Origin of the sequence: Buttiauxella gaviniae ATCC 51604 (genome assembly GCF_001654835.1) — a bacterium.
Classification (GTDB): domain Bacteria; phylum Pseudomonadota; class Gammaproteobacteria; order Enterobacterales; family Enterobacteriaceae; genus Buttiauxella; species Buttiauxella gaviniae.
In genome coordinates this window covers 62,636-76,093 of the sequence record NZ_LXEP01000026.1, presented here as the reverse complement: position 1 = coordinate 76,093, position 13,458 = coordinate 62,636, and the positions used below count along the sequence as shown (strand labels likewise).

Genomic DNA, 13,458 nt, shown 5'->3' with positions numbered 1-13,458 from the left:
ACTTAAAGGTACTGACGTGCGCCTGATAATCACACTTCTGATGGCCTGGTGCCTAAGTCTTCCGGCGTATGCCGCCACCGCCCCCGACGCCAAACAAATCTCCCAGGAACTCGAACAAGCTAAGTCTGCAAAAGACAAACCTGGCAGCCCTGAAACCGTGGAAGCACTTCAGACCGCGCTCAACGCGCTTGATGAGCGCAAAGTCTCGCTGGAACGAGCCACGCAATACCAACAAGTTATCGATAACTTCCCCAAACTCTCTGACACCTTGCGTCGGCAGATAAATAACCTGCGCGATGAACCGCCAAAAGTGCCAGAGACCATGAGCACTGATGCGTTAAATCAGGAAATCCTGCAAGTTAGCAGCCAGTTGCTCGATAAGAGCCGCCTTGCGCAGCAAGAGCAGGAACGCACCAGAGAAATCACCGATTCGCTCAGCCAACTGCCTCAACAGCAAACCGATGCGCGCCGCCAGTTAAACGAGGTGGAACGTCGGATGGGTACCCCGCCTGCTAGCAGCACACCGCTAGCGCAGGCACAAAATCTCTCTTTACAGGCTGAATCATCACGTCTGAAAGCCCTGGTCGATGAACTGGAACTGGCACAGTTGTCAGCCAGTAACCGCCAGGAACTCGCGCGTCTACGGGCAGAACTGGCACAAAAGCAGAGCACGCAGCTGGATGCTTATCTCCAGGCATTACGTAATCAGTTGAATAATCAGCGCCAGCGCGAAGCTGAAAAGGCCCTGGAAAGCACAGAGTTGCTAGCTGAAAGCAGCGCCAACCTGCCATCAGGTATCGTTGACCAGTTTAAAAATAACCGTGAATTATCCCAGGCGTTGAATCAACAGGCTCAGCGTATGGATTTAGTGGCCTCTCAGCAACGCCAGGCCTCAAGCCAGACATTGCAAGTGCGTCAGGCACTCAACACGCTGCGCGAACAGTCACAATGGCTTGGCGTGTCGAATGTGTTGGGTGAAGCCTTACGCGCTCAGGTGGCTCGTTTACCTGAAATGCCAAAGCCACAGCAACTGGATACCGAACTTGGCCAGTTGCGTGTACAGCGTCTGCATTATGAAGACCTGATGAACAAGCAGCAGCAATTACGCCAGATTCGTCAGAACGATGGTCAGGAGCTTACCAGTGAGCAAAATCGTATTCTGGAAGCGCAATTGCGCACCCAGCGCGAACTGCTCAATTCCTTGCTGCAAGGTGGCGATAACCTGATTCTCGAGCTAACCAAACTGAAAGTGGCGAATAGCCAACTGGAAGATGCGTTAAAAGAGGTCAACGAAGCAACACACCGCTACCTGTTCTGGACCTCAGATGTCAGCCCGATGGGCATCACCTGGCCGGTGGAGATTGTGCAGGATTTGCGTCGTCTGGTATCGATGGACACGTTCAGCCAGCTTGGCAGTGCCACCATCATGATGCTCACCAGCAAGGAAACACTGCTGCCGCTGTTCGGCGCATTGATACTAGTGGGCTTTAGTGTCAGCTCCCGCCGCCATTTTTCTGCCTTCCTTGAACGATCGAGCGCCAGGGTCGGTAAGGTCACGCAGGATCATTTCAGCTTAACCTTGCGCACCGTGTTCTGGTCGATTCTGGTGGCGTTGCCTCTACCGGTATTATGGGCAACGCTCGGCTACGGGCTACAAGCTGCCTGGCCGTACCCGCTCGCAGTCGCTATCGGTGATGGCGTGACCGCCACGGTGCCATTGCTGTGGGCCGTGATGATTTGCGCCACGTTTGCTCGCCCGAATGGTTTGTTCATCGTGCATTTTGGCTGGCCGCAGCCACGCGTCGCCCGTGCCATGCGCTATTACCTGATGAGCATCGGCATGATTGTGCCGCTGATTATGGCATTGATTATTTTCGATAATCTTAATGACCGTGAGTTCTCAGGCTCACTCGGCAGACTGTGTTTCATGTTGATTTGTGGCGCGATGGCCCTGGTGACCTTGAGTCTGAAACGTGCAGGCATTCCGCTGTATCTGGATAAACAAGGTAATAGCGAAAACATCGCTAACACCATTTTGTGGAACCTGCTGCTCGCGGCTCCGTTGCTCGCTATTCTGGCAGCGGCAGTGGGTTACCTGGCAACAGCACAGGCCTTGCTGGCGAGGCTTGAAACGTCGGTGGCTATCTGGTTCTTGTTACTGGTGGTTTACCATATCTTCCGTCGCTGGATGCTGATTCAGCGCCGCCGCCTGGCCTTTGACCGCGCCAAACATCGCCGTGCTGAAATCCTGGCCCAGCGGGCACGTGGTGAAGAAGAAGCCGCTCACAGCCACAGCAACGAAGGCTCGTCGGAAACCATCGAAGAACCTGAAATCGATCTGGATACCATTAGCGTGCAATCACTGCGCCTGGTGCGTTCGATTCTGATGCTGATTGCGCTGTTGTCGGTCATTGTGTTGTGGTCAGAAATCCATTCTGCATTTGGTTTCCTTGAGAACATCACCCTGTGGGATGTGACCTCAACGGTACAAGGCGTGGAAAGCATTGAGCCGATAACCCTGGGTTCAGTGTTAATTGCCATATTGGTGCTAATTATCACCATGCAACTGGTACGTAACCTCCCTGCACTACTCGAACTTGCGCTCTTACAGCATCTGGATTTGGCACCAGGCACCGGTTACGCCATTACCACCGTCACCAAATATCTGCTGTTACTGGTCGGCACGTTAGTTGGCTTCTCGATGATTGGCATTGAGTGGTCGAAATTGCAGTGGCTGGTTGCAGCCCTCGGTGTTGGTCTGGGTTTTGGTTTGCAGGAGATCTTCGCCAACTTTATTTCCGGCCTGATTATTCTGTTCGAAAAACCGATTCGTATTGGCGACACGGTGACAATTCGCGATCTCACTGGCAGTGTCACCAAGATCAACACCCGTGCTACCACTATCAGCGACTGGGACCGCAAAGAGATAATCGTGCCAAATAAAGCGTTTATCACCGAGCAGTTCATCAACTGGTCGTTGTCGGATTCAGTAACGCGTGTGGTGCTAACTGTTCCAGCCCCGTCTGATGCAAACAGCGAGGAAGTCACGAAGGTGTTGTTGCAGGCAGCCGAGCGCTGTTCGTTGGTCATTGATAACCCACCGCCAGAAGCGTTCCTTGTGGACCTGCAGGCGGGCATTCAAATATTTGAGCTGCGTATCTACGCCGCAGAGATGAACCACCGTATGCCGCTGCGCCACGAAATTCATCAGCTCATTTTGCAAGGTTTCCGTGAACACGGTATCGAGCTGCCATTCCCACCGTTCCAGATGCGTCTGGATAGTCTGGGTGGGCAACGGAGTAGTAAGACGCTGACATCGTCGGGGAAAGCGGGAAGAACGCCGGGGAGTTTGTAATAAAAAGCGGGTGAAGCTAAACGCTTACCCGCTCTATTTTTACATCGCGTAGGGTGGATAAGCGCAAGCGTCATCCACCGTTTTTTTAAGCCCGGTCTACCGGGAACGCCAGCACGTCGGCCAGGCTTTCAGCCTTCAGCGCCAACATAATCAAACGATCCACACCTAGCGCAACACCTGAACAATCAGGCAATCCCGCCTTCAGCGCTTCCAGCAAATTCACATCAATTGGCTGCTGTGGCAAACCGCGAGCGGCACGTTTGCGATTATCCTGCTCGAAACGCTGCTGCTGCTCACGCGCATCGGTTAATTCGTGGAAACCATTCGCCAGCTCAATACCTCGGAAGTAAACCTCGAAACGCTCCGCGACGCGGTGATCCTCGGTGCTGATTTGCGCAAGGGCGGCCTGGCTTGCCGGGAAGTGATAAACAAACGTCGGTTTGTCTTTACCAATATGTGGCTCAACACCCATGCTGAACAGCAATTGCAGCAAGGTATCGCGGTCTTCTTCCTGATCGGCAATGTTGCTTAGATCGAGTTTTTTCGCCACTTCGCGCAACTGCGTTTTGTCCGCAGAAAGTGGGTCAATCTCCAGGTGGCGCTGGAAAGCCTGCTGATATGAGAGAGACTCTGCCGCATCTGTTTCCAGAACCTGTTGCAGTAAATCATCAACTTCATTCATCAGACGATACATATCGTAGCAAGGACGGTACCACTCCAGCATAGTGAACTCTGGATTATGGTGGCGGCCCATCTCTTCATTACGGAAGCTACGGCACAGCTGAAATACCGGGCCGATGCCTGCCGCCAGCAGGCGTTTCATGTGGTATTCCGGGCTGGTCATCAGGTACAAATTCACGCCCTGAGCGTGGCCTGGGCCAACAAAACGGGTTTCAAACGGGAACAGATTAATGTCCGTTACCGTAGCCTGACTCATGCACGGTGTTTCCACCTCCAGTACACCGCGGTCGGCAAAAAAACGCCGAATGACTGCCATGATCGCAGCGCGTTTTAACAGGTTGGGGATGGATGCGCTCGGCTGCCAGGTGGCCGTTTCGCTCATGGTGGAGTCTCCGTATTCAAACAAGGCCGAGAAGTCTACCCGCATCGCATATTGGAGACAAATTTTGCGCAGTAAATTTTCACCACCATTTATACCCGAGAAACTTCGAGATGCAGGTAGGCGGCAAACGAGCAAATCCCGATGAGCTTACTGAAGTAAGTGATTCGGGTGAGTGATTGTAGCCAACACCCCTGCATTTTGAAGGGCGACGGGTATACGCGGCAAGGGTGCTGATAATGTGAATTTCGTGACGTAACTCATCACTACTACTAATTAATTGCTGAACTGAACAGCAAAAAAATCGAACACGTCAAATTTCCTTAAAAAGCCTGCGGCTATAATCCGCTACCTACAAAGGAGCAGGGATAACCCTTTCGCTATAGCTGGCGCCGTATTGGTGAACTACCTTTGGTTAAATTAGCTATGCGAAATAACTAAAATCTGGAGGAATGTCGTGCAAACCTTTCAAGCCGATCTTGCCATAATAGGCGCTGGCGGAGCGGGCTTACGAGCAGCCATCGCGGCGGCACAAGCCAATCCACAAGCCAAAATCGCTCTGATTTCCAAAGTCTACCCAATGCGTAGTCACACCGTGGCCGCCGAAGGGGGTTCTGCAGCCGTTACGCAGGATCACGACAGTTACGAATACCATTTCAACGACACTGTTTCCGGTGGCGACTGGTTGTGTGAGCAGGATGTAGTCGACTACTTCGTGCATAACTGCCCAACCGAAATGACACAGCTTGAGCAATGGGGTTGCCCATGGAGCCGCCGCCCGGACGGTTCAGTGAACGTTCGCCGTTTTGGTGGCATGAAGATTGAGCGCACCTGGTTTGCCGCAGATAAAACCGGCTTCCATATGCTCCACACCCTATTCCAGACCTCATTACAGTTCCCGCAAATCCAGCGTTTTGACGAGCACTTCGTGCTCGACATTCTGGTTGATGACGGCGCTGCCCGTGGCCTGGTCGCCATGAATATGATGGAAGGCACGCTGGTACAAATCCGCGCCAATGCCGTTGTTATGGCAACCGGCGGTGCGGGTCGTGTTTATCGCTATAACACTAACGGCGGCATCGTGACCGGCGATGGTATGGGCATGGCGTTGAGCCACGGCGTACCGTTGCGTGATATGGAATTTGTGCAATATCACCCAACCGGCCTTCCGGGTTCCGGCATTCTGATGACGGAAGGCTGCCGTGGTGAAGGCGGTATTCTGGTCAACAAAGATGGCTATCGTTATCTGCAAGATTACGGAATGGGCCCTGAAACTCCGCTGGGCGAGCCGCGTAACAAGTACATGGAACTTGGCCCGCGTGACAAAGTTTCTCAAGCCTTCTGGCACGAATGGCGCGCTGGCCGCACCGTTCCGACGCCACGTGGCGATGTGGTTTATCTCGACCTGCGCCATCTGGGCGAGAAAAAACTTCTCGAACGTCTGCCGTTTATCTGCGAACTGGCAAAAGCGTATGTTGGCGTTGACCCGGTTAAAGAGCCTATTCCAGTTCGTCCTACCGCGCACTACACCATGGGTGGTATCGAAACGGACAGCCAGTGCGAATCACGCATTAAAGGCCTGTTTGCCGTCGGCGAATGTTCGTCCGTTGGCCTGCATGGTGCAAACCGTTTAGGTTCGAACTCTCTGGCAGAGCTGGTGGTGTTTGGTCGCCTGGCGGGTGAAAACGCGATGCGCCGTGCGAACGAAGCACAGCCTGCCAATGATGCTGCACTGAACGCGCAAGCGGCAGATGTTGAAACCCGTCTCAAGAAATTGGTGAATCAGGAAGGCAGTGAAAACTGGTCGAAGATCCGCGATGAAATGGGTCTGTCGATGGAAGAAGGTTGCGGTATTTATCGCACCCCTGAACTGATGCAGAAAACGAAAGACAAGCTGGCTGAGCTGCAGGAGCGCTTCAAACGCGTTCGTATTACTGACACATCCAGCGTGTTCAATACTGATTTGCTATACACCATAGAGTTGGGCCACGGCCTGAACGTTGCGGAATGTATGGCGCACTCAGCAATGGCGCGTAAAGAGTCTCGTGGTGCGCACCAGCGTCTGGACGAAGGTTGCACCGAACGTGATGACGTGAACTTCCTGAAACACACTCTCGCCTTCCGTGACGCCAATGGAACTACGCGTCTGGAATACAGTGATGTGAAAATCACCACCCTGCCACCGGCAAAACGCGTCTATGGTGCGGAATCAGAAGCGGCCGACAAGAAGAAGGAGGCGTCTAATGGCTGATGCGATGAAGACCCTGAAGATTGAAGTGGTGCGCTACAACCCGGAAACGGATAACGAGCCGCACAGTGCAATCTATGAAGTGCCTTATGATGAGCAAACCTCGCTGCTGGATGCGCTGGGTTATATCAAAGACAACCTGGCACCAGACCTGAGCTATCGCTGGTCATGCCGTATGGCTATCTGCGGCTCTTGCGGCATGATGGTCAACCGCGTGCCTAAACTGGCTTGTAAAACCTTCCTGCGTGAATACACCAAGGGTATGAAGGTTGAGGCGCTGGCAAACTTCCCAATTGAGCGCGATTTAGTAGTCGATATGACCCACTTTATCGAAAGCCTGGAAGCGATTAAGCCGTACATCATCGGCAATACGCGTACACCAGACCAGGGGCCAAACACCCAAACTCCAGCCCAGATGGCGAAATACCATCAGTTTTCCGGCTGCATCAACTGTGGCCTGTGTTATTCCGCATGCCCGCAGTTTGGTTTAAACCCTGAGTTTATTGGCCCGGCTGCAATCACACTTGCTCACCGTTACAACCTGGATAACCGCGACCATGGCAAGAAAGAGCGTATGGCGCAGTTAAACGGCCAGAACGGCGTCTGGAGCTGTACTTTCGTGGGCTACTGCTCCGAAGTGTGCCCGAAACACGTCGATCCCGCCGCTGCCATCCAGCAGGGTAAAGTCGAAAGTTCGAAAGACTTTTTGATTGCCACCCTGAAACCACGCTAAGGAGTGCAAAATGACTACGAAACGTAAGCCATATGTGCGGACGATGACCCCAACCTGGTGGAAAAAACTGGGTTTCTATCGTTTTTATATGATTCGTGAAGGAACCGCTGTGCCTACCGTTTGGTTCAGCATCTTGTTGCTGTGCGGCCTTTTCTCTTTGAAAAGTGGTCCGGAAAGCTGGGCAGGGTTTGTCAGTTTTCTCCAGAACCCTATCGTGGTTATCCTCAACCTGATCACGTTAGCGGCTGCGTTGTTGCATACGAAAACCTGGTTTGAACTGGCACCAAAGGCCGCCAATATCATCATCAAAGATGACAAAATGGGGCCGGAGCCAGTGATTAAAGGCCTGTGGGCGGTGACGGTTGTCGCCACGGTCGTCATTCTGTTTATTGCACTGTTCTGGTAAGGGGGACGTCATGATTAATCCAAATCCAAAACGCTCCGACGAGCCGGTATTCTGGGGTCTGTTTGGCGCAGGCGGCATGTGGGGCGCTATCATTGCTCCTGTCATCGTGCTGCTGGTGGGCATTATGCTGCCGCTGGGGCTTTTCCCGGGCGATGCTTTAGGCTATGACCGTGTGCTGGCATTCTCACAAAGCCTGATTGGTCGCCTGTTCATCTTCCTGATGATTGTGCTGCCACTGTGGTGTGGTTTGCACCGTATCCACCACGCAATGCACGACCTGAAAATTCATGTGCCATCTGGCAAGTGGGTGTTCTACGGTCTTGCAGCCATTCTGACTGTTGTGACGTTGATTGGCGTTATTACTCTGTAATCGCGCTGATTGCTTGAAAGAGGCCTGCCATTCAATGTGCAGGCCTTTTTATTTCTAGCGCTCACGTCTAAAGTGTCGCTTTCATGGAGGACGACTAATGATAAAAAGAACACTTTGCGCAGCGCTGGTTGTTAGCGCTTCATTCACCGTATTTGCCGCGCCCAAAAACCTCACCGAACAACAAATCGGTAAAGCCGTCGCCGAGACTATCGCCCCGCTGCTGAAGGCGCAGGAGATTCCCGGCATGGCCGTGGCGGTGATTTATCAGGGCAAGCCGTACTATTTCACCTACGGAAAAGCCGATATCGAACAAAATCGGGCGGTCACAAAAGAGACATTATTCGAGCTTGGTTCAGTCAGTAAAACCTTCACCGGCGTACTGGGTGGCGATGCGATTGCTCGCGGCGAAATCAAATTAAGCGATCCGGCAACCAAATACTGGCCGGAACTGACGGGCAGCCAGTGGAAAGAGATAAGCCTGCTGCATCTGGCGACCTACACGGCGGGCGGTTTGCCGCTGCAGGTTCCAGATGATGTGACGAATCAGACTTCACTGCTCAATTTCTACCAGACCTGGCAGCCACAATTCGCGCCAGGGGAAATACGGTTGTACTCCAACGCCAGCATTGGCCTGTTCGGCGCGCTGATGGTTAAGCCTTCGGGAAAGTCGTTTGAAAAGGCGATGACGGAACGTGTATTCCAGCCGCTGAAACTGGCTCATACCTGGATAAAAGTGCCTGCATCCGAAGAAAAACAGTATGCCTACGGTTATCGCAACGGCAAGCCGGTGCGCGTATCGCCAGGCATGCTCGATGCCGAAGCCTACGGTGTAAAATCCAGCATTGAAGATATGGCGAGCTGGGTGCAATTCAACATGGATTCAGAGCGCGTGACCGATAAGACTTTGCGCCACGGCATTGAGCTTGCGCAGTCGCGTTACTGGCGTGCCGGGAGCATGTACCAGGGCTTAGGCTGGGAGATGCTGAACTGGCCGATTGAAGCCAAACCCATTATTGATGGCAGTGACGGTAAAGTTTTTCTCGCCCCGCAAAAAGCCGTCGCCATCGAGCCAGCAGCCCCCGCTGTAAAGGCATCCTGGGTTCACAAAACGGGTTCAACGGGGGGTTTTGGTAGTTACGTGGCATTTATCCCTGAGCAACAGCTCGGAATTGTGATGTTGGCAAATAAAAACTATCCCAACCCTGAACGTGTAAAAGCAGGGTACGCAATCCTGAAAGCGTTGCAGTAATTTATCCCGGCCTGTGCGACAGGCCTCTTTATTTCTCTTCACACCCCACTCTATTTCCTGCCGCCATCTACACTTAGCAAAAAACCGAGAAGGAATTTGCTATGCGCATCTGGCCGATTATCCCCCTGCTTGCTGTTGCGTTTCTCGTCGTCTCTTGCAGTTCCCCAACGCCGCCACCTGGAACAACGGTGGTTAACAATTTTGAGGCTAAACGCTATTTGGGAAGATGGTACGAAATTGCACGCTTCGATCATAAATTTGAAAAAGGTCTGGATCAGGTCACGGCAACGTACAGCTCCATGGATGACGGCGGAATTCAGGTCATCAATAAAGGTTTTAATCCCGACAGGCAGATGTGGCAGCAGAATATCGGCAAGGCGTATTTCACCGGTGACCCGAGCCGAGCAGCTCTGAAAGTGTCATTCTTTGGGCCGTTCTATGGCGGCTATAACGTGATAGCCATTGATAAAGATTACCGGCACGCGCTGGTCTGCGGGCCGGATAAAGATTATCTGTGGATTTTGTCGCGCACGCCGACCATTAGCGATGATGTGAAACAGCAGATGCTCGAGGCTGCCAAACGACAGGGCTTCGTGGTTGAGAAGCTGCTGTGGATTAGGCAGCCCGTCAGTTAGTGGGTGCTGAGCTTCAGGCCAATAATACCGATGACAATCAATGCCAGGCTCGCGATGCGGGCCAGGCTTGCTGATTCACCTAATAGTATGATGCCGGTGGTTGCGGCACCTACGGCACCAATCCCCGTCCAGATGGCATAGGCGGTACCCGTCGGCAGCGTTTTCATTGACCAGGACAGCAGCGCAATGCTGACAACCATAGCAACTACTGTGATAACGCTTGGCCACAGGCGGGTGAAACCATGGGTATATTTCAGGCCGACAGCCCACACAACTTCTAATAAACCGGCGATAACAAGAATAAACCAGGCCATATACAGCTCCATTATTGGGGCCGTCCCCGGAAATCAAGAAGCGCAAACGGGTCGTCCCATAAGGCTGGTGAGGGCGCTATTTTAACAATCAACTGCAGACAAAAAAGTCCAACAGGACTTTCTTATCATAAAAACCAGTAAAGTTTTGTTTCCACATCTGGCGGGAGTTTTGACATTAAGCCGAGAAATGAACGCAATTTAACCCGTAAATCCACAATTCATTTCAGGTGGTTTCTTCATATTATAATGTTTTATTTGGCATTCAGAAAAGGTTGTAATAGTGAGTCACGTGAACGGTAATTATGCATAAGATATTGTTAATTGACCGCTGCCATTATACCCGGCAGGGATTCAAATATTGGCTCAGTCAAAACACTGCTTTTTCTATTTCTGAAACTGACAATTTACTTTTAGCTCGCGAGAAAATAATACAATGGCGGCCTAATCTTGTTATTGCCGATTTCACCAGTTTCGCCAGCACTCTACATAATATCCAACAGCTCTCATCTATTTATTCTGCCTGTGGCGCATCAATTCGATTAATGTTACTTAACAGTATCCGTCACGAAAAGATTGAAGAGTACTGTCTGGCCCAGGGATCACGCTCGCTGTATAGCAAATCTGTCCCACTAGCGGAGCTTTACGACACTATTCAGAAGCAACTTAGTGCCCGCCCACCTTTTCATCCGGTAAGGCAGTACACCTCTCCTCTTCTTACTTTGCGTGAGGAGCGTATATTAAAGTTGTGGACCGATGAGGCCAATAATGATTTTATCGCCACAATAATGGGGATTAGTACCAAGACGGTTTATACCTATAAGCGGAATATCCGTATGAAGTTAGGGATTAATAATCGCTATTCATTGTTTATAGAACAACAGCATTAAAAAAATTAATTACGGTACGGCAATCATACCGTACCGTCAGTGATACTTTAATTCTGTGCTTTTGTTGCCGCACCAGAAATCGCCTGACCACCATCCTGAATATCTTCACCCATACCTTTGGTGGTATTACACGCAGTGAGTAACGATGAAAGCACTATGAGAGAAAAGAACGCTGCAATAGTTTTCTTAATCATGACCGTTTCCTTTTTTGACCATATTGTTTGTGTATAGCAGTTAAAGCATAGACAAAAATTGGCAAACTGAAGGAAAAAGCGGATTTTTAGGAGTGTTGGAAATTACTTGTTTGCTGCACGTTCGATGGAGCCGCCAAGGTGCTTGAGATCTTCACCAAAGCCGCGGGTGGTATTACAACCGGCGAGAAACGAAGTTAACAACGTGATGAAAAGTAAATGCTTAATCAAACGGTTCATCTTCCCTGCCTTTTGTAAGCTGCGGTGAAGCGAAAAACCGCCTCACCGCAAATCTTCACGTATTACTTAACGCGAGAAACGTATTCGCCAGAGCGAGTGTCAACTTTGATCACTTCGCCAGTCTGAACGAACAAAGGTACTTTAACCACAGCACCAGTAGACAGTTTTGCAGGCTTACCGCCAGTACCAGCAGTATCACCTTTCAGACCTGGATCGGTTTCAACGATTTCCAGCTCAACAAAGTTTGGTGGTTGTACGGCGATTGGACGGCCGTTCCACAGGGTTACGATACATTCGGCCTGATCCAGCATCCACTTAGCATTTTCGCCAATGGCTTTTTCATCAGCTGCAAGCTGCTCGAAAGTTTCGTTGTTCATGAAGTGGTAGAACTCACCGTCGTTGTACAGGTAAGTCAGGTTCATATCGATAACGTCTGCGCCTTCAGCGGAGTCGGTAGATTTGAAAGTTTTTTCTACGCGGGTGCCAGTCAACAGGCGGCGCATTTTAACGCGAGCAAAGGCTTGGCCTTTACCTGGTTTAACGAACTCACTGGATTCAACCGCGTAAGGTTCGCCTTCGAACATGATTTTAAGACCGGCACGAAAATCGTTGCTAGAATAAGTCGCCATAAGGCCCTCTGAAATTGTTAATTGGTAGCTTAGCCAAAAAATGGCACACATTGTAACCCTAAATCCCCCCCGCAGAGAAGATTGGTTAACGCAACTTGGCGATGTTATAACCGATCCTGACGAACTGCTGCATATTTTAGAGCTGGACGCTGACAAAGATCTGTTAGCGGGACGTGATGCACGCCGACTTTTTGCCTTGCGCGTGCCGCGAGCTTTTGTCGCTCGCATGGAAAAAGGCAATCCAAACGACCCACTATTACGCCAGGTGTTAACTTCAAAAGAGGAGTTTATTGCCGCTCCCGGCTTTAGCACTGACCCTCTTGAAGAGCAGCACAGCGTTGTGCCGGGGCTGCTGCATAAATACAACAACCGTGCGCTTTTGTTAGTTAAAGGTGGCTGTGCAGTCAACTGCCGCTACTGTTTCCGCCGCCATTTCCCCTACTCCGATAACCAGGGAAACAAGCGTAACTGGCAGGCAGCCATTTCATACATCAGTGCTCACCCTGAACTCGATGAGATCATTTTTTCTGGCGGCGATCCGCTTATGGCAAAAGATCACGAGCTGGACTGGCTGATCGGTGAACTGGAAGCCATCGCGCATATTAAACGGTTACGTATTCACAGCCGTTTGCCGATTGTCATCCCGGCACGTATTACAGATACGCTGGTAGCGCGTCTCGCACGCTCACGGTTGCAGGTGATTCTGGTAAACCATATCAACCATGCCAATGAGATTGATGATGAGTTCAGAGCGGCTATGGTGGGCTTACGCCAGGCCGGCGTCACATTGCTTAACCAAAGTGTCCTGCTGCGCGATGTGAACGATAACGCACAGACTCTCGCAAGCCTGAGTAATGCATTGTTTGATGCGGGCGTGATGCCGTATTACCTGCATGTGCTCGATAAAGTGCAGGGTGCGGCGCATTTCATGGTGAGTGATGATGAAGCCAGAATGATTATGCGTGAGTTACTGACGTTGATTTCCGGCTATATGGTGCCGAAGCTTGCGCGTGAGATTGGCGGTGAGCCGAGTAAAACACCATTGGATTTGCAGTTACGGCAAAGCTGATTTCAGTAGCTTAAAATGGTGGATGACGCGGGGCGCTTATCCACCCTACACAACTGAAGAGTTTGGTTTGTC

At 51.3% G+C, this 13,458-nt stretch carries 14 protein-coding genes; 9 read left to right on the top strand and 5 right to left on the bottom strand.

Going from position 1 to position 13,458, the window contains the following annotated elements; all coding sequences use genetic code 11:
• The first annotated feature begins 16 nt into the window (after positions 1 to 16).
• A complete protein-coding gene (mscM, locus tag M977_RS12995; RefSeq protein ID WP_064515633.1) occupies positions 17 to 3,355 on the top strand; it encodes a miniconductance mechanosensitive channel MscM in 3,339 nt (1,112 codons plus the stop codon).
• An 85-nt stretch (positions 3,356 to 3,440) separates the two neighbouring features.
• Here mscM and epmA read toward each other — a convergent pair whose 3' ends face one another.
• Complete coding sequence (gene epmA, locus M977_RS12990) at positions 3,441 to 4,418, bottom strand: elongation factor P--(R)-beta-lysine ligase (RefSeq protein WP_064515625.1); 978 nt, start codon at positions 4,416 to 4,418, stop codon at positions 3,441 to 3,443.
• Between the two features lie 454 nt (positions 4,419 to 4,872).
• On the opposite strand from epmA, the gene frdA reads away from it, so the two are divergent.
• From frdA to M977_RS12960, 6 genes are all read left to right on the top strand, one after another.
• A complete protein-coding gene (gene frdA / locus M977_RS12985; RefSeq protein ID WP_064515623.1) occupies positions 4,873 to 6,666 on the top strand; it encodes a fumarate reductase (quinol) flavoprotein subunit in 1,794 nt (597 codons plus the stop codon).
• 4 nt (positions 6,667 to 6,670) lie between these two features.
• On the top strand, positions 6,671 to 7,396 hold the full coding sequence (locus tag M977_RS12980; RefSeq protein WP_390886963.1) for a succinate dehydrogenase/fumarate reductase iron-sulfur subunit: 726 nt from the start codon (positions 6,671 to 6,673) through the stop codon (positions 7,394 to 7,396).
• A 10-nt stretch (positions 7,397 to 7,406) separates the two neighbouring features.
• Complete coding sequence (frdC, locus tag M977_RS12975) at positions 7,407 to 7,802, top strand: fumarate reductase subunit FrdC (RefSeq protein ID WP_034461133.1); 396 nt, start codon at positions 7,407 to 7,409, stop codon at positions 7,800 to 7,802.
• 10 nt (positions 7,803 to 7,812) lie between these two features.
• Entirely contained in the window at positions 7,813 to 8,172 is a 360-nt protein-coding gene (frdD, locus tag M977_RS12970; RefSeq protein WP_064515619.1) for a fumarate reductase subunit FrdD, read from the top strand.
• A 97-nt stretch (positions 8,173 to 8,269) separates the two neighbouring features.
• Positions 8,270 to 9,421: a CMY2/MIR/ACT/EC family class C beta-lactamase gene (gene ampC, locus M977_RS12965; RefSeq protein ID WP_064515617.1), complete on the top strand. Its 1,152-nt coding sequence runs from the start codon at positions 8,270 to 8,272 to the stop codon at positions 9,419 to 9,421.
• A 101-nt stretch (positions 9,422 to 9,522) separates the two neighbouring features.
• Positions 9,523 to 10,056, top strand: coding sequence for a lipocalin family protein (locus tag M977_RS12960; RefSeq protein ID WP_064515615.1), 534 nt, complete (start codon positions 9,523 to 9,525; stop codon positions 10,054 to 10,056).
• Here the strand turns inward: M977_RS12960 and sugE are convergent.
• Positions 10,053 to 10,370 carry a quaternary ammonium compound efflux SMR transporter SugE gene (gene sugE / locus M977_RS12955; protein ID WP_064515611.1) on the bottom strand — a complete coding sequence of 106 codons (318 nt, stop codon included), beginning with the start codon at positions 10,368 to 10,370 and terminating at the stop codon, positions 10,053 to 10,055. The genes M977_RS12960 and sugE overlap by 4 nt on opposite strands.
• 302 nt (positions 10,371 to 10,672) lie before the next feature.
• Between sugE and M977_RS12950 the strand changes: the two genes are divergently transcribed.
• Positions 10,673 to 11,257 (top strand): response regulator transcription factor, encoded by a 585-nt coding sequence (locus M977_RS12950; protein WP_064515609.1) that lies wholly within the window; start codon positions 10,673 to 10,675, stop codon positions 11,255 to 11,257.
• A gap of 47 nt (positions 11,258 to 11,304) precedes the next feature.
• On the opposite strand, the gene ecnB is transcribed toward M977_RS12950, so the two are convergent.
• The 3 genes from ecnB to efp all read right to left on the bottom strand — a co-directional run bounded on the left by ecnB (position 11,305) and on the right by efp (position 12,317).
• On the bottom strand, positions 11,305 to 11,451 hold the full coding sequence (gene ecnB, locus M977_RS12945; protein ID WP_034492730.1) for a lipoprotein toxin entericidin B: 147 nt from the start codon (positions 11,449 to 11,451) through the stop codon (positions 11,305 to 11,307).
• Positions 11,452 to 11,553: 102 nt separating this feature from the next.
• A complete protein-coding gene (locus M977_RS12940; RefSeq protein WP_064515608.1) occupies positions 11,554 to 11,688 on the bottom strand; it encodes an entericidin A/B family lipoprotein in 135 nt (44 codons plus the stop codon).
• A gap of 62 nt (positions 11,689 to 11,750) precedes the next feature.
• Positions 11,751 to 12,317, bottom strand: coding sequence for an elongation factor P (gene efp, locus M977_RS12935; protein WP_064515606.1), 567 nt, complete (start codon positions 12,315 to 12,317; stop codon positions 11,751 to 11,753).
• Between the two features lie 40 nt (positions 12,318 to 12,357).
• On the opposite strand from efp, the gene epmB reads away from it, so the two are divergent.
• On the top strand, positions 12,358 to 13,386 hold the full coding sequence (gene epmB / locus M977_RS12930) for an EF-P beta-lysylation protein EpmB (protein WP_064515604.1): 1,029 nt from the start codon (positions 12,358 to 12,360) through the stop codon (positions 13,384 to 13,386).
• Positions 13,387 to 13,458 lie beyond the last annotated feature (72 nt).